The following is a 20,116-nucleotide window of genomic DNA, read 5'->3' on the forward strand; positions in this document are numbered from 1 at the left end:
TTAGCCTAGGCTTTCCATAACAAAATTATAACTTGAGGGGATTCAAATTACCGCATTCAAACGTCAAGATACGGATAATCAATTGACATACTCAGGTGATAAGACAGAAATTTTCATGCTGATTTTCCCACCCAAAGCCGATCGCCCTCGATCCCCCGACACTACAGCAAACGGGCGATCGCACGCCCCCGTTCTCCCCATCTCAAAATTTCCTGACATTTTTCTTGCTAAAACGAAGTCATTACGAGTATGATTTAACAAGAAGCAAAAAAGAGAGCCGCCATGAGGATAGAAGAAATTCCCCTCAACCAGATTCGCCGCCCCCTGCCGCGAGTCAACGACCAAAGCAAAGTAGCCGCCCTCATAGAATCCATCCGCGAGGTAGGTTTAAACGAACCCATCGACGTGCTAGAAGTAGATGGTCAGTATTACGGATTTTCCGGCTGCCACCGATACGAAGCTTGCCAGCGTCTGGGTTTAGAAACAATCCGCTGTAATGTACGCCGAGCTCCCCGTGCCGTGTTGCAGATGCACTTAGCCTGAGCCTCTCAACAGAAATTCACGACAGGCAAACATTCGATCGCCCAAAGCTTTCGCTCGATGTTCGATCGACAATCACTAATAACAAGCTAAAAACCTATGACTACCAACAACCACAAACAACATCTTTACCCTACCCGCATCGATATGTCAGCCGCCACCCGCTCTCAAGTAGTCGGGCTGCTCAACGGCACGCTAGCAACGACTCTGGACTTAAAAACTCAAGTCAAACAAGCTCACTGGAACGTCAAAGGCATGGACTTCTACCAGTTGCACTTGCTATTTGACGAAATGGCAACAGAACTCGAAGAATACATCGATTTAGTTGCAGAACGGGTCACAGCTTTGGGCGGTTTGGCTGTAGGAACAGCCCGCACAGCCGCCGCAGATTCGATCCTGCCAGAATTTCCTTTCGACATTGTAGACGGGAAAGAATACGTGACGGCTTTAGCCGATCGCTACGCACCCTACGCCCAACACCTGCGAGTCGCCATCGACAAAGCAGCGGAACTCGGCGACGCCGATACCGCTGACTTGTATACCGAAATCTCGCGGACAATTGACAAGCGTTTGTGGTTCCTAGAAGCGCATTTGCAAGGATCGGCGACAACAGCAACAGCCGCCGCCCCGGAAAAAGTAGGCGTCAGATAGCCATTTCTCTTGTGGGGTGATATCAAATCCGTTAGCATCGGAATGATATAAACGGAGGACACGGCAGTGCCGTGTCCCTACAATTGATCGCGGTAGGGACACGGCACTGCCGTGTCCTCTATATCATTCCGGCGCAGCCGGAATTGATATGGGTCGAAAAGCCCGCCCCAAAAATGTATTTCGTTAAGGCTCCTGACAGTTTAGGATCGAGAATATGTCCATTTATTAATTTGGATGAATTTTTCGTGGCAGCTAATATTCCCGATTATGCTCCTCAACTGCAACGGCTGATGCAACAGGCGGGGCTTTCGAGCGATCGAGAACTCAGCAAAAAAGCAGGAGTTTCCGAGATCCAGCTAAGTCGCCTGCGTCGCGGCTTAGCCCTGCAAACCCGAACCGACATCCTGCTCAAAATCAGTCAAGCTTTGCAAATTTCCTTACCCGAACTGCTCGCAACCTTGACGCCAAACTATGTAGAGTTAGAACAGGCACCACCGACCGCCCTAGAACAAGAATATCAACGCCTGCAAACTTCGATCGAACAGCAGCGAGAATCTTTGATGCAGGAATTCCAGCTTTCTAGCGTGCAAATTTTAGAATCCTGGATGTTGCAGTGGCCGACTGCTGCGAGCAAAGCTCAGGAAAATCACGACTTGCGGGCTCAGAAACTACTGCCCTTGCTGCGGCCAGTCGAGCAGTTATTGGAGCATTGGGGGATAGAGTCGATCGCCCCAGTCGGAGCCCAGATTCCCTACAACCCGCAACAGCACCAACTCCTGGAAGGAACAGCCCAGCCCGGAGAACCCGTCAAAGTCCGCTACACAGGCTACAGACAAGGCGAGAAACTGCTCTACCGCGCCAAAGTTAGCCCGGTTTGATTAATACCAGAAGGGATGCGGCAGAACAAAGATTGTCTCTCTCTCAAAATTCACTCCCGGCGAAGCGCTGCGACTCCGATCGGCGTTACGATCCGCGACGAGCACCATCTTTTGCACTCCAAACTATTCTCCCGTTCTCAGGCTCTGGCGCTTTCCCCCTCTCTTATTTGGCTCGGAGTCCATCTCGCAGCTATACTAGCCTAGTCTGGCTAGAAATTCTGACATTCCCACCGCAAAATATGAGTCCTGTAGTTAAAATTATTCAGCCCTCTGGCATTTTAGACGGCACCAAGGCAAGTCAATTCCGCCAAGAGATTAGCGACCTAGTGGAAGCGGGAGCCGATGTGGTATTGATAGACTTCACTGATGTGACATTTATGGATAGTTCTGGTTTGGGCGCTTTAGTCTTGGCGCTCAAAACAGTCCGGGCCGCTGGGAGTCAATTAGTTGTCTGTTCTATCAACGAGCAAATCCGTATCTTATTTGAGCTCACCAGCATGGATCGAGTTTTCGAGATATTTCCGACCCGCGATGCTTTTAATAGCAAAATTCTCTCAACTAACTAAATCTTTGGGCTGCTGCCTTCTTGCTGTTTGGTCGCAGATGCAATGCAAGAAGTCAGCTAGCCAAAGTTTACCTTGAGTAAAGACCAATCATCATCAAAAACTGCTTTAGCGTTCAACGTTTGAATGTAGTTCAAAACCAGCTCTAACTGGTCGGCACTTGCACCGTTGTAGGCTGCTAGCAGGTCGATGAAAGGGTCAAGCCCCCAGATATTGCCGTCAGGTTGGTGGATCTCGTATACCCCGTCGCTAAAGATGTAGAGAGTGCTCAAATCCTCGACATCGCAGCAATTATCGACATAGGGGGCGTCCGGGAACATCCCGACCGGCATTCCGGGGGTTTTTAATCGCTGGATTTTAGCGGTGCTCGCAGGGGACTGGGAAATCAACACGGCCGGGGGATGGCCGGCGCTGGCGTAAACGAGCTGGCGAGAAATGCGGTTGTAAACGCCGTACCAGATGGTGAAATACTTGTCATTTTGGTAGCTCATCTGGAAGGTGGTGTTCAGGGCGCGCAAAACGTCGCTGGGCTTGTAGTAGTCTATGTTGGGGAGCGTGCGCGATCGCAGCAAATTCAGCACGGCCACCGAAGGCAATGCCGCCCGCAAACCGTGACCGGCCACGTCGAGCAAGTAAATCGCCAAATAATCGGCATCCAGCCAGTTGTAGTCGAAGCAATCTCCACCCAACTGCCGGGAGGGAATGAATTTTGCCTCGATGCTGACAGGTTCCGTCATCGGATCTGGCAGCAGCGATTGCACGTACTCCGCCGCCTCGGCTAACTCTGCTTCCAGACTTTGCTTGGCTATTTTCAAATCTCGGCTGAGTTGGTGCAGCCTCAATCCCGCGCGTACTCTTGCCTGCAATTCGTTGAGTTCGATCGGCTTTGATATAAAATCGTCGGCACCGGCGTCGAGCCCTTTGACTCGATCGGCGATCGAACCCAAAGAAGTCAACAAAAAGAATTGTGTAGTTGACAGATCCGGATCTGCCTTAACTCGACGGCAGACATCGATGCCGGTCAAGCGCGGCATGATCCAATCGCAAATTATCAGGGCCGGACGCAATTTTTGCGCCTGGGCTACACCGTCTTCGCCATTGCTTGCTACTGTTACTTCGTAACCCTGTTTTTTCAGGGTTCTTCTCAGCAGTTCTTGAACAGCCGTATCATCGTCAATAACCAGAATTTGAAACATGGGCACTTAGGTACTACAAGTTTTTCAAGGTCTGGGGGTCATTTAAAATATATCCTGTCAGCGCCCTTGTCTGAGATTGAGTATAGTTGATTGACATCGCTTTTGAGCTAAATGCTTTTGCCTGCCAGCCATTGAGTTCAATTTACCTCTAAATTTGATGCAAATTTTGGCCTTGTCGAACTTCACCCCCAGTTTATACTCAGAATATAAACTTTGATGGACTTTTTTGGGCAGGAGGGGCGAATTGACATCGGGGCGGGAATTCTGGTATCATACATAGCTAATTAGTGGATTTGACATTTACTTTGCTAGCAGCAAAAGCTAGTATTATAAAACTCCCATTCAATTTGGCCCGGTTTTACATTGCCCGCAGCCGATCGAGAACGTGGAAAATGACGCGGTTGATGAATGACTGCGATGGGTGATGTTGGCGCTAGCAGTTGCCCGCTTGTTGGGAAAAAAGTTAAAAACGTAAAGTACAGGCAATACAATATTTGCCTCTATTTTAAAGAACTATAATTTCAGTGGCAGAGCGTGATCGAATTAAAAGGTTCCGAAAAGTTGCAAGTCCTAAAGAAAGCGCATTTTCAAGTCAATACTGGTCTGAGTGCTTTAGACCAAGTTTTGTCCTGGTTTGCACAATTGTACGAGCCGCAAATTCCCACAAGTGTGTGGATACGCTGTCAGTTGGCTTTGGCTGAGGGCTTTACAAATGCGGTGCGTCACGCCCACGAGGGCAAACAGCCAGATTTGCCGGTTGACATTGAGGTGGTGGTGTGTACTGAATCTGTAGAGATTAAAATTTGGGATTCGGGCGCTGCGTTTGATTTAGAGCAAAAAATTAAAGATATGTCGGAAAAAATCGATCCAGAAGCTTCAGGCGGCCGGGGTCTAAAGTTGATGAAAGACATTGCAGACAGTCTCAGTTATACGAGAACGGCTGATGGACGGAACTGTTTGTCGATCGTCAAAAATTATTCCCCCTGTCTCAACGAGGAACGATGAATCTGATATTTTGGAACTACCGGACGAACTTTCGGGTTAATGAGCGAGAGCAGCTTTTAAACGCGGGACATCGGATTGAGCCACAGCAGAATTGTCTGTTTTAATTGATTTAATTCCCGATACACTTCTTGTTTTACCCATTGCCCGATCGCATCGAAGGGCGTAAAAATTTGACCCACAGGCCAACTAACATCTTGACCCAAGGGCGTTTGATGGTTGCCGGCCAATGTCTGAACAGTAATCATGTCGGGAAATCGTGCTTTTAGCAGTTTGGTCAACAGCAGGGTTTGGTCGATGTTGTCGCCGTTAAATTTGACTAAAAGATTGCGGCGGATTTGATAGCTATCTTGGACGAGGCGATTGGTGTCTTGCGGGGAAGGAGTAAACTCTACTTTAAAGACGGGGGAAATTTGCTCGACGATGGGGATTGCTTCGGATGCCGCATAATTGTTGAAAGAGATCAGAATATTGCCTGCCCTTTCTATGTCAAACACAGAACCGATCAGCAAGTGCAGTTTGCATCCCATGCTGTGTCCCATCCCGTAAATGGGGAGATAGGAAGATTTGAGCAATTTAGTGGCGCGCAGGCGATCGAGGGCATTTTCAAATTTGTTGAGGACATCGCGGGCGATCGCAATATGATCCAAAGTATTGACAAACGGCGTTGCGACTACAACATATCCTTGGTTCCCCAAAGCCTCTAACAGCCAGCGATAGGTGAGTTGGGGTGCTGTCGCCACAAACGCACCGCCGAGAAAATGCACGATCGCGATCGGTTTAGAGGGAATTAATACCCAGTTGCCCGAAATTTCTTGCCAGTCCATAAATTCAATCTAATTCACCGTAAAAAAGCGATCGTCCTCTGAAGGTAGAAGGCAGAATTTTTTGTAAGTTTTTGCTTTTACTTTCTGCCTAAAAAAGGGGTTTGCTACCCATTTTTTCATTCAAAGAACTTTGCTCTTTACTTATACATTATTTAGTGTAACTGTTTTGGCTGCAAATAGCACGGCAGGCGATCGCTGCTATTTGCGCGCTTTATATCGTTTCCGGTGGTATCGGAATTATCTATTTGGATCGTATCAGTGCGAGCTTAATATCTCGAAATCCGCGCCGCGAGCTTAAGAGTTCGCACTACATAATTTCGATGCTACCGGATTTAATATTATTAGGGTTGAAGGTGACGGGCGAGTAACTCAAGGCTGACATCCGATCGCCACTATCAAGGATTTTCAGTTCGCGATCGCACTCCGACGCTCAGAAACCGGGTTTTTTACGAAAATACCCTGGTTGGAGCCCGCACCCAAGGTAAAAAACCCGGTTTCTCGGCCCCCATGCGTAAGTCATAATACAAATACAAGAACCCCTAGGGTATCGCCCGGATTTCAGATGATTGCTGGGGGTTTTATTCTGCCGAATGAGGGATGCCTTCTGCCGTTTGATGACTCAACTTTTCATGAGCCTTCATCCATTTCCACTTGTTCAGAGTAGCTTGAGGATTGAGCACTGTGGTAGCGATGCCGTAAACAATAGTCGGCAAAACCTCCCGATTTAACCAACTTTGTCCCAGCTTTCTCATGTAGTGCAGTGCCAAAACTTCTCGAAATTTGTTAAGCCTTTTCAAAAGTGGCAAATTCTTAAAGTATACCTGTTCGTACTCGTTGAGCGATAACTCTTTTTCCCCCCGCAAGCGCCGCAGTTGGTTTTCCTTAACACAATCAGCAGCTATGCGCTTTTTCAGCCAGTGCTTATCTGTGAGAGAATTCCCTCTAATTCGATAATTTCCCAAAGGTGCTGTCGCCGCTAGCAAGCCGTACTTTTGAGCAATTTTGGTAAATAACTCTGTATCTTCTCCTACCTGCCAATCTTCTGCAAAGCCGCCTTCTTGGAGGAGAATGGAGCGATCGACTACAACTGAAGATGGGAAAACCCAAGGACTTTCGCCTGTCTCCTTAATCGCCTGCATTTCTGCTTTAGTTGTAGGATAGGTGGGAACATAACTCAACTTGTTGCCGCGCTTATCCAAATAGCGTAAAGCGTGAGCCACAGCTTTGACTTCAGGATTGTCTTCGAGCATCTTCAAACAAACTTCTAGCTTGTTGGGTTCCCAGGTATCGTCGCTGTCGAGAAACGCTACATACTCGCCCGTTGCCCGATACATCATTAAATTTCTCGACTTAGAAACCCCGTAAGTTTGGGGATTTCGGAAGTATTGAACTCTCGAATCTTGCTCTGCCAGTTTCGCACCAACTTGGCCAGTAGTGTCAGTAGAGCAGTCATCAACTATTAAAATTTCTAGATTCTGGTGGGTACCATTGAGTACGGAAGCAACTGTCTCCGCCAGAGTTTCGGCAGCATTCAATGCAGGAATGATTACACTGACTTTTTCGCTGTTCATAACTTGAATTAGGTGGGGTTTGGTAGTTGTTGGCGGAAATATAGTCTGGAAGCCTACACTCTGACTCCTTTACGTGCAAGTACCTTTAGTCCCGAAACTTGCCTGCATACTGCCAATATAACAGGCTTGCCGACCTCAGCGTTATCTACCATAAGGGGGGGCATCTGTTAGGAGCCGGATGCAGACTATTTGGCGGGCAATTTTTCTGACACACAGGCGTCGGCTGCAAGGGATTGAGGGTTTTGTCGGGGGATTGGAGTTTTCCTCTGAGCCGATCGGATATTCTTGCTTTAATAGGACTTACCCAGAGAAACCGGGCATCACCAAAAATTGTTGGTTTGACAACTAGATATTTACTAAAAAACCTGGTTTATGACTCAGATCGAGTGCGGTTAATCGCTGATAATTAAATTGTTTGTTGTGCGCCAGAACAGGGCGATAGAGGACTCAACTCCTCACTACAAACTTAATTATAATTCGTTAACCCAACTTGATAAGCTGTTCCATGTTTAACTTGTAATATAGCAATCCTTGCAGGAGTTGGGAAAATCGAGAGGCTCAGATCCCGGAATTCTCAAAGAAGTCGGGGATCTTGTTATTCACGAGTGATTTAGGACTGCTATAGCAGAGCTTTTAGGGATATAGCTTTGAAGCCTCTAAATACCCTAATAACTTTTCTTTAAATGTTTCCCTTTTAGTGAAGTCTTGTTTGTGGGCTAGGCTATATTTTTCTGGCGCGGTAAACGTACTTTGTTTGAGTCAGGACTTACGCATAAATACCAAACAAACCGGGTTTTTTACCGAATCTGCGGGCTGCTACGAAGTATTTTTGTAAAAAAACCGGGTTTCTGGGCCCCCATGCCTCCAGGACTATGAGTGTAATATTTTCCTAAATTTGCTCACCACTTAATTCAATTCCTGTCTGCTAAGTATGTAGCCAGTGGAAGCTGTTGACCATCTACCTTGCTTCATATCCTAATTTCTGTTAACTGTTTAGCTACTGCAATAAAGCCGCAGCGTCCGGTCAGCTATTCGTAGCAGCCCAACAGCCAATTAGTTAAATTCTTGATTTAATCGCTTCTGATATTTCATCCACTTAATTTTGTGCACAGTGGCTTGAGGGTTGAGCACTGTTGTGGCAATTCCGTAAATCAGAGTAGGCAAAATCTCCCGATTTAACCAGCTTTCTCCGGCTTTTCTCATAAAGCGAGTTGCCGCAATCTCTCTTAACTTATTGAGTTTTTTCAACGGCGACAGGTTTTGGAAAAAGATTTCTCGGTATTCGGTCAATGTTAATTCTGATTCACCGCGAATCCTGCGCTGCTGGTTTTCTTTAACGCAGTCTATGGCTAAACGCTTGTCCAACCAATATTTATCGGTTAAAGAGTTGCCCAAAACTCGGTAGTTTCCTAATGGCCTTTTTGTAGCTAGCATCCCGTGCTTTTGAGCTAGTCTGGCCATGAACTCGGTATCTGCTGCTACTTTCCAGTCTAAAAATCCTCCGATTTCTAAGATAGCTTCTCGTTCTACTACTAAAGCTGTGGGAAAAACCCAGGGAAGCGCACCGTTTTCTTGAACATTCTGCAATTCTTCTTGATTTGTAGGATATGTGGGGATGTAGCTGACTTTGTTGCCGCGCTTGTCTAGATAGCGGAGGGCGTGACCGACTGATTTAACTTCTGGGTGCTGTTTTAACATTTTCAAACATTCTTCTAGTTTGTTTGGTTCCCAGGTGTCGTCGCTGTCTAAAAATGCGATAAATTTTCCGGTTGCTGCTTCGATCATTAGATTTCTAGATTTGTAAGCTCCTAAGTTTTTGGGGTTTTTGTAATACTTAATTCGCTGGTCTTTCCCAGCCATGTCGGTGACAATTTTTTCGGTGTCGTCGGTGGAACCGTCGTCAATTACTAGGATTTCTAGATTCCGGTGAGTTCCGCCGAGTGCGGAGGCGATCGCTTCGCCAATTGTGTCTTGGGCGTTGAATGCCGGCATAATGATGCTAACTTTTTCTGGGTGAAAAGTTGTGCTAATTTCAGGTGCTGTTGATGCTTCTAGGGCGGTTCTGGCTTCGGGGACTGCGGGCGAAGCAGTGCTGACTTTTTCGGTGTTTAACTTTTTCTCGATCGCACCTGCAATCGCTCTGCTACCGATGTTTTGAGAGTTGAGTTCGGGGATGAATGGGTCGATATTTTCTGAGTTCATAACGTTCCCTTAAATTTTTGTTTGAGGTTGTTCTTTGGAAAAATAGATGCTTATCAAAAAATATCTACTGACTTAAGTAGCCATTGTAGCAAGCGTCCCGATCGCCTGCAACACTTTTAGTGATAAATTTTCTCGTACTTAAGATTCCGATAATTGGACTTAGAGTGTAGTGTATTTAACAAAGCTGTCGGACTGATTTGAATAGTAAATTTGCGACAGTTAAGGATTATTATCGGAAGTAAAATTAAATCTATTCCTTTAGAAGGATGGCGTTCAACTTATACTGTGATTAGCAATCGCAAATCGGGGGGAAATGTTTTCAAAGTTAAGCGGTAAAGTGCGAATTTATAGTTGTTTCCTAACAGTGGTGCTGTTTGGCTGCCAGCAGCAGCTACAGCCAAACTTGCAGCAGCAGCGCAGCAAACAGGGCATGACTGTCTCGGCTCACCCTCTGGCGAGCGCTGCGGGGCACAGCGTGCTGCAACAGGGAGGCAATGCGGTGGATGCGGCGGCTGCTACGGCTTTGGCGATTTCGGTGGTGGAGCCTTTTTCGGCGGGTATCGGCGGCGGGGGTTTTTTGCTGCTGCGGCGGGCCGAAACGGGGACTGTGCAAGCGCTGGATTTCCGGGAACGAGCTCCGAAACGGGCGGCGCGGGATATGTACCTCGACAAGCAAGGCAAGGTACGCCAAAGGGCAAGTCTGGACGGGCATTTGGCGGCGGGCATTCCGGGCACTGTGGCTGGACTTTATACCGTGCACCGCGAGTACGGTAAGTTGCCTTGGGCGGCGGTGGTTGCGCCGGCGATCGCCCTGGCTGAAAATGGCTTTCCGGTGAGTTCGCGCTTCACAAAGGCTGTCGCTCGGCGATCGGATGTTATCAAAAAAAACCGGGCGGCGCGGGAGGTTTTTACTCGCGGCGGCATTCTATACCAGCCGGGGGAGCTTTTGGTGCAGCGGGATTTGGCGCGGACATTGCGGCAGATTGCAAAAAATCCGCAAAGTTTTTATACCGGGGACATTGCTCGGGCGATCGCCACCGATATGGCTAAAAACGGTGGCATTATTACTCTCGAAGATTTGAAAAACTATACGCCGATCTGGCGAAATCCGGTTTGCGGCAACTTTCGCACTTACGAAATTTGCGCCATGTCGCCTCCTTCTTCCGGCGGCGTTCATTTGTTGCAAATCTTAAATATTCTGGGAGATACGGATCTCAAGAGGTTGGGGAGGCAAAGTCCAGATACGCTACATTTACTGGCGGAGAGCATGAAGATTGCTTATGCTGACCGGGCTGAGTATTTGGGCGACCCGGATTTTGTGAGTGTACCGGTCAAAGCTCTGACTAGCAGCAATTATGGCAAATTGAGACGATCGCAAATCCAAATGTCAAAAGCCAGACCTTCGTCAGAGGTGAAAGCTGTTGACGCTGAAACTTTAAGTCGCTTTGTGTGGGAGTCTCCCGAAACTACCCACCTGACGGTAGTTGACAAAGAGCGCAATGTTGTAAGTTTGACGTTTACGGTGAATGGCGGTTTTGGGGCGGGGGCTGTGGCGGCTGGTACGGGAATTTTGCTCAACAACGAGATGGACGATTTTGCGGCGGCTGCGGGAGTGCCGAATTTGTTTGGTTTGGTGGGCGGTGAGGCAAATGCGATCGCCCCGGGGAAGACTCCTTTATCGAGCATGACGCCGGTTATCGTGACAGAAAATGGCAAATTCCGTCTGGCTGCTGGATCTCCTGGAGGCAGCACCATTATTACGACGGTGTTGCAAATTGTGCTGAACGTGTTGGTTTACGACATGAATGTCGGCGAGGCTGTGTCTGCACCGAGAATTCACCACCAATGGCAGCCCGATCGATTGCTCGTGGAAAAGGGAGGTTTCGATGCTGCGACGCTGGATGAGTTGCGGCGACGGGGACACAAAGTTGAGGAAGGTGAGGGCTGGGGCAATGCTAATGCGATCGTCCTGACTGCGGACGGTTGGTTGGAAGGGGCTGCCGATCCGCGCGGGGAAGGACAAGCAAGGGGGTTTTAGTCATCAGTCATCAGTCATCAATAATTAGTTGTGATATCAAGTCGGGTCGATCGACCGTAATTTTTGTAGGGGCTGATTCACGCCAGATATTGACTTCCCCACAAAAAAAATTTAGTTTCCCCGCCCCGCCCCCGACCCGAATGCTCGATCGACCCGACTTGATATAAATTGCCGACTTACCCAGAAACCAGGTTTTTCACCAAAATCCCGCGCGAGTGCGCGATCGCAAACCGTATAAAAACCAGTTTTCTTTGGTAAACAGTTGTGGATTTAGATTGTATATTTCAATAAACTATTCCCCACTCCTCACATCCTCTCCCCATCAGACCGAATCCCCCTCTCCCCCAATCCCCCTCGAACATAACAGACAATCTCGCTGGCGAGCAAAGCTTATCCAGTGCGTAAGTCCTGAAATTATTAGTCTGTCTGCGTGTATTTTGGCATTTGTATCTTTGCGCTGAGGTTTGTTGACTAACTAACTGCCAAAAACCACCCAAAACAATTAACCGCAAAACCGTAAATACACGTAGATATAAAGTTATTGTAAAGGCACTAGACATTGATAGTTATATAATGTGATAATTAAGTTGTGCATTGAATCAGCTTTGTATTTTTAAGCAATAAGTTATGATAAATTATCACCAAATGAGTGCCTTAACTGCTACATTGACGGGTGTTCTAGGCTTGTTGGCAGCGCCAGCAATGGCATTTTCGGTAGGGGCAACTAATAACACTGAGATTTTAAAAAATAATTTGTTGGGAACTAATACAGCCGGATTGAGTGATTTCTCTGTTTCAATTACGGGTAATTCGGCTGCTTTTGGTACTTTCACTAATGACCCCTTCAGTTTGAAATCAGGTGTTGTTCTCAGCACTGGTAAAGTCGCCGATCTACCGGGTCAGAATCGGAAAGATAACGTAATGACCAACGGCAGCGATTTAAACACGGACTTTGGGAATAAGGGTGAACAGGGGGATTTGACTCAGCTAAACCTCAGCTTTTTTGCTAATAGCACGGTTGAAAAGTTGTTCTTTGAATATGTATTTGCTTCGGAGGAGTTTCCTGAGTTCGGCGGTTCTGGATTTAATGACGATTTTGAACTGCTGCTGAACGGCACTAATTTGGCAAAATTGAGCGACGGAAAAACAGTTACGATTAATAATCTTGTTCCAGATCCAAATAATCGCTCTACAGATCACCCAGACTATATTGACAACCCAAGTTTGACAGGTATTGCTGCTAACATCGTTAAGCTGGACGGTTTTACTAAAGTTTTAGGTTTTGAGGGTTTGCTCAAGCAAAATCAGACGAATGTTCTCAGCATCCGCATTAAAGATGTGGGCGATGGCAATTTAGATTCTGCTGTATTTATTAAAGGCGGTTCTGTGGGAACGGTAAAAGCTGAGGCGGTTCCCGAACCGATGACTGTGGGGGGTTTGATGGCGGGAGGCGTTATGCTGACTGCTGCGCGAAAGTTGCGCGATCGCCGGAAGTAATTAATATAAAAGTAGATTAACAGTCAAGGATGCAGAAACCGGGCTTGATGAACCAAAATACTTCGTTGCAGTCCTTGAACCCAGTAAAAAAAACTCGGTTTCTGCGATGTAACGCAACCGCTATGGGTTCGCAGCAAGGACTCTAGTCTTCACTACAAACCAATTTTATTGCGGTTGTTCTAACGGAAATAATATAAGTTTCGATCGAAAATTCGCGAGGGCGGATTTTTGTTTATTTGTGGTTGCAGCAACTATTTCTGGTAAAACCCGGGCAGAAAGCAACTTACGAAAAACTAAATCCTTTAACTGTGAACCGTACCGTCGGGCAAAATCGCACCTGTTAATCTAGCTCCGGTGAGTTTTACCATAACTCGATCGCCGTAACCTATTTTCGCTCCTGTTAAGTCCGCACCGCTCAAGTCTGCACCGCTCAAATCGGCTCCGATTAAGTTGGTTTCTCTCAAGTTGGCATTGATCAAACAAGCTCCTAACAAATTGGCCCTGAACAAGTTAGCTTGGTGCAAATTCGCGCCTGTGAGGTTGACGTTGTGCAGAAAAGCATCGCTTAAGTCGGCTTGACTCAAATTTGCATTGCTCAAGTTTCTCCCTGAAAAATCCTTTTCTTTTAAGGAAGCTCCTTTAAAGTTGGAACCGCTCAAATCGGGAGCTTGCGGCGCAGCTTGGCGGTAAGACTGAGATGGCGCCTGCTGCTGAGATTGGTAGCGGGAGGCCTCTGAATAGGGCCCTGAAGGATTTCCGGCATAATTTCCCGCATAATTTCCCGCATAATTGCCAGCATATTTTTCTGAAGAGGTTTCAGAAGAGTAGCGCGGTTCTTTTGGGTTTGGCGGAGGCTGCGGAGTGTTTTGGTGCTGAGTGTTTTGATACTGAGTATTTCTGTACTGAGTGTTTTGTTGCTGATTGTTTTGGTACTGAGTGTTTCTGTACTGAGTATTTTGGTGCTGGGTATTTTGGTGCTGGGTATTTTGGTGCTGGGTATTTTGGTGCTGGGTGTTTTGTTGCTGGGTGTTTTGTTGCTGGGTGTGTTTTTGCTGGGTGTTTTGTTGCTGGGTGTTTTTTTGCTGAGTATTTTTGTGCTGAACGTTCTGATTCTGACCTCTTGGCTGAATCGATCGCAATCGTTCGCGAGCTTGATTAATTTCCTTAATCTTTTCTTCAGCTTTCTGTAGTAGTCTGGGATTATCTTTCGGGATGCGATCGGGGTGCCAAATGAACGCTAAATCCTTGTAGGCCTGACTAATTTCTTCTCGGGATGCTCCCGGCAACAGTCCCAGCACTTTATAGTATTGGTCGAGGTCGTTCATGGTACCACCTTTCGCTTTAAGAAATTAGGAATTAAAAATTAAGATCGGAGCAAGGGCCGCTCTCAAAGCTTGCTTCTCCGATCGTACATTGAATGAAGAATAACTCACCTATGTCGCTGCTGGCAAAAAGTCTCGGATTCGCTGCAAGTATGTTGCGGCATCCTCCAGCATCGGAAAATGAGCTGTATTGGGAATTATAACAAATTCTACTTTTTTGCTGAGGGAGGCTGCTTGTTCTCCCATGATGGCGGGGATAATTCGATCGAATTCTCCGGCCACAAGCAGTGTGGGAACGCTCAGCCGCGCAAATTCTTGGGGCATTTCCTCGGCTGCTCTTTTGCTGACGGCCGTCACCATTGTACCTATAGCAGCTTCCTCGTCTGCCATTAAAAAATCCTTGAGAAACGCCAGACTGACCTCTGCGGGCAGCGAACGGTGCAGAAACCTGGCCATAAATACCCGATCGGCAAAAGGAATAGATGCCAGCCAAGATGGCCTGAATTTTACCACATAGCCACCGAATTTGTGAAAGGTAGTGAAGGATTTTTCGTCGTATTCAAAAATCCCGCTGCAAGTGAGAATTGCTTTTTCTACTTTTTCGGGGTAAAGGTTGAGAAATAAAGTAGCAATTGATGCACCTGTGGAGTGAGCGTTGATGCAGACGCGGCTTAAATTCAGAGATTCTAATAATTGGGCTAAGTCGCGGGCGTAGGTTTCGAGTTCGTAGCTGGATTCGATCGGCTCTTTTGGTAAGGGCGATCGACCAAAACCTCTCATATCGTAGAGCAAACAATCAAAATCGTCAGCAATAGCCCGTGCCGTGCTTTCCCAGTAGCGGGCTGAGCCTGCCCAGCCGTGCAGAAATACCATCACTGGTTTGCCGCTGGGTTGGGCGCTTGCGTCTGCTGTTATCCACTCGTAATAATGTTCTACACCGCGAATTGAAATGAAAGACATGGTTAAGTAGTTTTGAGTTTTGAGTGATAATTTTAAATCATATAGGAATGAGGGGCGATCGCGTCTCAGTTAGCAGAACTCGTATGATGTAAGCAGCAAAAGATTAAAAGGAAATTTAATATGAAAAAAATAAATAAATTAGAATTTGATGAAATTAAGAATATGGGGGCAGTTAAGACTCAGGTAAAGCTGACCAATGCCATAGATGAAGCTCTAATTAGTGGGGGGTTGCTCGCGCCTCGGCTGTTGCGTGAGTGTGAAACAGAAGCTCTAGTAGATACAGGATCTGTTTATCTAGTAATTTCAGCAGAGATGGTACAGCAGCTAGGTTTACGAATTATAGGACAGCAGCTTGTTAAGTATGCTGATGGTCGTCAGGAAACCGTAGGAGTAACGGAGGCTATATTAATTGAAATTGAGGGGCGCAGGACTACCGAGGATGCTCTGGTGACAGGTGATGAGGTGTTGATTGGTCAGGTGGTTTTGGAGAAGTTAGATTTGCTTGTGGACTTTAGGAATCAGCGGTTAATCGGGAATCCCACTAATCCTAATTATGAGAGTGACTTATATCAAGTTAACAGGCGAATTCTAAAAAAATACCCAGATTCCCGACTTCTTTAAGTAAAAAGTCGGGAATCTCAAAAAAATCGGCGTTAACCTGCATCAATCTGCCTGCATCTGCGGTAAAAAATCACTATAAACTAACCAGAAATCTTAAGCTGCGGAGGCGGCTAGCCAAAATAAGCCGTCTACTAAAAGAGTGCTCAAAACGGCTCCGCTGAAGGCGCGCCAGTGCAGTTGCGTGCCGCGCAAGCTCAGCAAACCGACTGTTAGCAGTACAGCGATTAAAACTAAAGCACAGCCTATTCCCCAAGGTGTTTCGATTTGACCGATCGCACTTTGAAAAATCGGCATGGCTAATTCTGGTTCCGCGTGCATGACTTGTCGCCAGTAGGGCATCAAGCCTGTTAAGTAAAAATATAAGTCGGTAATGGCGGTTCCAAATAGCGAACCTAAATAAAAATAGCTGCCAACTTTTCCCCAAGATTTGCCCAAGCACCAAATAGCAAATGGCAAGCCGATTGCTTCTATAGGTAAGTGCAAAATTGGTTCCCATCTAAACCAGCCCCAATAGATCGAACCTGCCAGCCAACATCCGGCAAATCCTAATAATAAGTCTCCCCAAATTTGGGTTTTTGGGCGAAAAATGAAGATAAAACTAAGTACGAACCAGGGGATAGTTGATAGCAAACTGATGGTTGGATATAAACGTACTAAGGGTGCTTGCACGAAAACTGGAATTGATACTAAAAATGCTGAGGCGCCAAATACCAACCACTGCTGAATGCTATTTCTTCTGTCTGAAGAAGATACAGTATTTTGTAGGCTGGTGAGGGGGGCAATAGGTGCGATCGCCGAGGATACTAAATTAAAATTAAACAACTGATTGGACTCCGTAATGTTTCAATAAGTGAACTAAAAAAGTTGCTGCGGTGGCGGGTTTAGCCGTCTCTGTACCGTCGGCTGTTTGACTGATTTGCCAACCTTGGGCGGTTTGGGGTTGGCGCCACAAATCCAAATGTGCGATCGGCGGATCTGCATAAAAACCATCTCCACCGCCACCGAGAATTGCCGAACTCCAGTGTGTAAAGCGATCGTGGCTGAGTCGGTGGATAGGAAAAGTGCCCCCCAGCGGTACTCCCCAACCGTCTAAAGCAAAAAATGCCGCGACTTTGCCGCCGATTTGCTGCCACAGAAGAGCCGCCCCGATCGCCCCGGCTACTCCAGCCGAAAAGCTGACAAATACTAGACTTTCTCCTGCTAACTCTTCGCTGCACAAAAAGTGCAATATGTCAAGAGCTGAGAAAGGCGGATGTTTATGAGCCGGAAAAATCTTGACAGGGTAGAATGTTTGGGTATTTTGCCGGGGTTCTGCCTCTCCCCAAACCTCCGAAAGTCCCGCCAGGAAGCGATCGGTCAGTTTTGGGTCGTGGATTCCGGGGCAAATTACCAGTCTCATCGTGCTTCAAGAAAATTAATTATGAGCTTAACATAACTTTACTTTATTGTACACCATAATTAATTATATGCTATGCAGGGGGATAGGATGTTAAACTAATAACAGAGTCGTCTTTGAAGGATATCCCCCCAAAATAAACGCTGGGAACGCTCCGAGACACCGAAACCGGAGGCAAGGTGAGGAAGTCTTAAGAAAACATAAAACTTAATGCCCTTTGTCCCAGACCCTGCGGCGTATTCTCTTGCCTTTCCTATCAGATTCCGATCCCCCCAGCCCCCCTTCTTAAGGGGGGAGAAAGAGTCTCAAAGTCCCCCTTCTTAAGGGGGATTTAGGGGGATCTCCGGGGAGTCTAGAAACCGGGTTTCTCTTCGCAATTCTGATTCATCCTTCCTGCGACTCTCCAAATCATTCAAATTGAGGAATACAAAGTGGTTGCTTCTCCCGAAAAAATTGAGTTCAAAACATCTGATGCATCGGCAAACAGCGATCGGGTTGCTGTATTGCTGATGGGTTACGGCGAAGTCGAAAGCTACGACGATTTTGCCAACTACAACGAACAAGCTTTAAATTTGCTGACTGCAAAATTCGCGCCAGTACCGCTTTGGATTTATCCGCCGCTGGCGAAGATTTTAGCAATCTTTGACTTGCACGAGTGGAGTCACCAACACGGTCAATTCATTTCACCGCACAATGCAATTTTTGAACAGCAGCGCGCCGGGATTGAAAAGAATTTACAGGAGAAATGGGGCGATAAAGTAAAAGTGTTCAAAGCTTTTAACTTTTGCGCGCCGTTTTTGCCGGAACAAGTAATCCCTCAAATTCAAGCAGAAGGATTTGACAAAATTCTGATTTATCCGCTGTTGGTAGTTGATTCTGTTTTCACCAGCGGCATTGCTGTGGAACAGGTGAATAAAGCTTTAGCACAAACCTTTGATGGCAAAGAACATTGGGTAACAGGACAGCGCTACATTCCTTCTTTTTACGATGAACCGGCTTACATCCAGTTAATGGCGGATTTGGTAGAAGAGGAAATTAAGAACGATTTAGCAGTAGCGCATTTGCCTTCTCAGATTGGGATTGTGCTGATGAATCACGGTTGTCCGCACAAAGCGAAGGGCTTTACTTCGGGAATTGTGGAAAGTCAAGCTTTGTACGATCGCGTGCGGGAACGTTTGATGTATCGCTATCCTTTGATTTCGGTGGGCTGGCTGAATCACGACACGCCGCTGATCGAGTGGACACAGCCGGATGCAACGTTGGCTGCGAAGAATTTGATCGATTTGGGTGCAACTGCGATCGTCTTTATGCCGATCGGATTTGCGACAGAAAATCACGAAACATTGTTAGATGTAGACCACATTATTGAGTCTTTGCAGAAGCAGCGTCAAGGGGTTACTTACCGCAAATTGCCTTGCGTAAATGACCATCCTGAGTTTCTGAAAATGGCCGCTGAGTGGGCAAATCCGCAGATTGAAGCGTTGTTGAGTGAGACTGCTGTGGCGGTGAATCCAAATTTGGTTGTCCGGGATCACGTACATTCTCATAGCGATCATGGGCATTCTCACGGTGATCATGGGCATTCTCATGGGGATCACGGGCATAATCATGGTGGGCACGGGCACAATCATTAATTAGGATCTGAGAAACCGGGTTTTTTGCGAGAATACTGCGTTGAAGACGACAGATTAAGTAAAAACCCGGTTTCTTTTGTGGGAGTGGGTAAGTTGAGATGAGTTAAAAGGGCGATCGTCCTTTGGTGTTTTTTGCTGAAAGGGCGATCGGCTTTTCGATCGGCCCGTGTGAATGCTTAGGAATCACGCAACATCCCGCAGAGATATTGCGCTAAAATAAAAACTAAAGTTTTTCCAAAATTTGAAAAATTGAGAAAATCTTAAACTCAACTACCGCCCCATCTGCAATTCTCTTAGCCAACGGAAGTTGTATTAATGACATCCCACACCTTAAACTTACCCATTCAGCTACAGCAAGAAGCTGAAAAATTGGCGGCACTCCAAGGCATTTCCCTCGATCGGTTTATTCTCTGGGCTGTAGCCGAAAAAGTCGCTACCCTCAACCAGCGGCATGATGACCCTGCTTTCCCTCAAATCACCTACGTGCGCGGCGCTAGTGGCGAACTCACGCCTGTTTTGCGCGGTACTCGCTTGCGGGTGCAAACAGTAGTCATCGCAGCCCATAAATGGGGTTTTTCCTCAAACCAAATTGCCGATGAATATGACATCAATGAAGCTCAAGTGAATGAAGTGCTCGCTTTTTATGAGGCTCACCGTCAGGAAATAGACGCATCTATTGCCGCTGAGCAAATTATCGAAGCTGCTAATGTCTAAACCGCTATTGCATCTAGATGCCGATACCTCTATTAAAGCTTTGCAAGCCGCCCTTTTATCTCGCAGTCACGATGTCACTCGGACACCGACTGAGTGGATGGCTTTAGATGCTAGCGATGAGGCTCAATTGCTAGAAGCAACAGCGCGAGGGCGGTGTATTTTTACGTTTAATATCCGGGATTTTCAGGTTTTAGCTCAGCGTTATCCCGAACATGGTGGCATCATTTTGGCTGCTCAAAACAGTTGGACATTATCTAGTCTAATTGCTTCGCTCGATCGCCTGCTTTCAGAAACACAAGCTGCTGACTGGAAAGGGCAAGTCCGCTGGCTTAATCAGTGGCGAAGCTAACTTGAGCTTGATTTGAGGCAAAAAGTCGATCGCACTTCTTCCGGTTCCTGGAAAATAACATTAACTGGTTGACTTTGGAAAGTGGGTCAACAGAGTGGCACAATATCCGTCACTAATGTTGACCCCTTACCCCCTAGTTAAACAACGATAAAGCC

The 20,116-nt window shown here is 46.8% G+C and carries 19 protein-coding genes and 1 pseudogene; 11 read left to right on the top strand and 9 right to left on the bottom strand.

The genetic code is table 11. The annotated features are described in order from the left end of the window. Window positions 1-78 precede the first annotated feature (78 nt). Window positions 79-219, bottom strand: a complete 141-nt coding sequence (locus QUA02_RS16690) for a hypothetical protein (protein WP_333029301.1) — start codon at window positions 217-219, stop codon at window positions 79-81. A gap of 57 nt (window positions 220-276) precedes the next feature. Between QUA02_RS16690 and QUA02_RS16695 the strand changes: the two are divergent. The 4 genes and pseudogenes from QUA02_RS16695 to QUA02_RS16710 all read left to right on the top strand — a co-directional run. Continuing rightward, window positions 277-543, top strand: a pseudogene (locus QUA02_RS16695) (ParB N-terminal domain-containing protein); the annotation flags it as partial. A 96-nt stretch (window positions 544-639) separates the two neighbouring features. Further along, on the top strand, window positions 640-1,191 hold the full coding sequence (dps, locus tag QUA02_RS16700) for a DNA starvation/stationary phase protection protein Dps (protein ID WP_333029303.1): 552 nt from the start codon (window positions 640-642) through the stop codon (window positions 1,189-1,191). A 173-nt stretch (window positions 1,192-1,364) separates the two neighbouring features. Next, entirely contained in the window at window positions 1,365-2,069 is a 705-nt protein-coding gene (locus QUA02_RS16705; RefSeq protein ID WP_333029329.1) for a helix-turn-helix domain-containing protein, read from the top strand. 239 nt (window positions 2,070-2,308) lie between these two features. Further along, entirely contained in the window at window positions 2,309-2,635 is a 327-nt protein-coding gene (locus tag QUA02_RS16710; RefSeq protein WP_333029330.1) for an STAS domain-containing protein, read from the top strand. A gap of 56 nt (window positions 2,636-2,691) precedes the next feature. Here the strand turns inward: QUA02_RS16710 and QUA02_RS16715 are convergent, their stop codons facing one another. Further along, window positions 2,692-3,828, bottom strand: a complete 1,137-nt coding sequence (locus QUA02_RS16715; protein WP_333029304.1) for a PP2C family protein-serine/threonine phosphatase — start codon at window positions 3,826-3,828, stop codon at window positions 2,692-2,694. Between the two features lie 534 nt (window positions 3,829-4,362). Here QUA02_RS16715 and QUA02_RS16720 point away from each other — a divergent pair. Continuing rightward, complete coding sequence (locus tag QUA02_RS16720; RefSeq protein ID WP_333029305.1) at window positions 4,363-4,833, top strand: ATP-binding protein; 471 nt, start codon at window positions 4,363-4,365, stop codon at window positions 4,831-4,833. A 56-nt stretch (window positions 4,834-4,889) separates the two neighbouring features. Here the strand turns inward: QUA02_RS16720 and QUA02_RS16725 are convergent, their stop codons facing one another. From QUA02_RS16725 to QUA02_RS16735, 3 genes are all read right to left on the bottom strand, one after another. Continuing rightward, a complete protein-coding gene (locus tag QUA02_RS16725) occupies window positions 4,890-5,657 on the bottom strand; it encodes a DUF1350 family protein (RefSeq protein WP_333029306.1) in 768 nt (255 codons plus the stop codon). A gap of 578 nt (window positions 5,658-6,235) precedes the next feature. Further along, a complete protein-coding gene (locus tag QUA02_RS16730) occupies window positions 6,236-7,228 on the bottom strand; it encodes a glycosyltransferase family 2 protein (protein WP_333029307.1) in 993 nt (330 codons plus the stop codon). Window positions 7,229-8,281: 1,053 nt separating this feature from the next. Beyond that, window positions 8,282-9,430 (bottom strand): glycosyltransferase family 2 protein, encoded by a 1,149-nt coding sequence (locus QUA02_RS16735; protein ID WP_333029308.1) that lies wholly within the window; start codon window positions 9,428-9,430, stop codon window positions 8,282-8,284. Between the two features lie 313 nt (window positions 9,431-9,743). On the opposite strand from QUA02_RS16735, the gene ggt reads away from it, so the two are divergent. Further along, a complete protein-coding gene (gene ggt, locus QUA02_RS16740) occupies window positions 9,744-11,468 on the top strand; it encodes a gamma-glutamyltransferase (RefSeq protein ID WP_333029309.1) in 1,725 nt (574 codons plus the stop codon). A gap of 627 nt (window positions 11,469-12,095) precedes the next feature. Further along, the gene (locus QUA02_RS16745) at window positions 12,096-12,965 is read left to right on the top strand and encodes a choice-of-anchor L family PEP-CTERM protein (RefSeq protein ID WP_333029310.1); all 870 of its coding nucleotides are present in this window, start codon (window positions 12,096-12,098) and stop codon (window positions 12,963-12,965) included. A gap of 302 nt (window positions 12,966-13,267) precedes the next feature. On the opposite strand, the gene QUA02_RS16750 is transcribed toward QUA02_RS16745, so the two are convergent. Beyond that, a complete protein-coding gene (locus QUA02_RS16750) occupies window positions 13,268-14,290 on the bottom strand; it encodes a pentapeptide repeat-containing protein (protein WP_333029311.1) in 1,023 nt (340 codons plus the stop codon). A gap of 108 nt (window positions 14,291-14,398) precedes the next feature. Continuing rightward, window positions 14,399-15,247 (bottom strand): alpha/beta fold hydrolase, encoded by an 849-nt coding sequence (locus QUA02_RS16755; RefSeq protein ID WP_333029312.1) that lies wholly within the window; start codon window positions 15,245-15,247, stop codon window positions 14,399-14,401. 120 nt (window positions 15,248-15,367) lie between these two features. Between QUA02_RS16755 and QUA02_RS16760 the strand changes: the two genes are divergently transcribed. Continuing rightward, window positions 15,368-15,868, top strand: a complete 501-nt coding sequence (locus tag QUA02_RS16760; RefSeq protein WP_333029313.1) for a retroviral-like aspartic protease family protein — start codon at window positions 15,368-15,370, stop codon at window positions 15,866-15,868. A gap of 93 nt (window positions 15,869-15,961) precedes the next feature. On the opposite strand, the gene QUA02_RS16765 is transcribed toward QUA02_RS16760, so the two are convergent. Both QUA02_RS16765 and QUA02_RS16770 read right to left on the bottom strand, forming a co-directional pair. Further along, window positions 15,962-16,690 (bottom strand): DUF3120 domain-containing protein, encoded by a 729-nt coding sequence (locus QUA02_RS16765; RefSeq protein ID WP_333029314.1) that lies wholly within the window; start codon window positions 16,688-16,690, stop codon window positions 15,962-15,964. After that, window positions 16,683-17,267: a hypothetical protein gene (locus tag QUA02_RS16770; RefSeq protein ID WP_333029315.1), complete on the bottom strand. Its 585-nt coding sequence runs from the start codon at window positions 17,265-17,267 to the stop codon at window positions 16,683-16,685. Before QUA02_RS16770 ends, QUA02_RS16765 begins: the two co-directional genes overlap by 8 nt. A gap of 428 nt (window positions 17,268-17,695) precedes the next feature. Between QUA02_RS16770 and QUA02_RS16775 the strand changes: the two genes are divergently transcribed. The 3 genes from QUA02_RS16775 to QUA02_RS16785 all read left to right on the top strand — a co-directional run bounded on the left by QUA02_RS16775 (window position 17,696) and on the right by QUA02_RS16785 (window position 19,961). Further along, window positions 17,696-18,898: a ferrochelatase gene (locus tag QUA02_RS16775; RefSeq protein WP_333029316.1), complete on the top strand. Its 1,203-nt coding sequence runs from the start codon at window positions 17,696-17,698 to the stop codon at window positions 18,896-18,898. A 315-nt stretch (window positions 18,899-19,213) separates the two neighbouring features. Then, window positions 19,214-19,612, top strand: coding sequence for a DUF433 domain-containing protein (locus tag QUA02_RS16780; RefSeq protein ID WP_333029317.1), 399 nt, complete (start codon window positions 19,214-19,216; stop codon window positions 19,610-19,612). Further along, a complete protein-coding gene (locus QUA02_RS16785; RefSeq protein ID WP_333029318.1) occupies window positions 19,605-19,961 on the top strand; it encodes a DUF5615 family PIN-like protein in 357 nt (118 codons plus the stop codon). The genes QUA02_RS16780 and QUA02_RS16785 overlap by 8 nt, the downstream gene beginning before the upstream one ends. Window positions 19,962-20,116 lie beyond the last annotated feature (155 nt).

Source organism: Microcoleus pseudofavosus SVA1_A4 (genome assembly GCF_036700565.1).
Taxonomy (GTDB): Bacteria; Cyanobacteriota; Cyanobacteriia; order Cyanobacteriales; family Microcoleaceae; genus Microcoleus.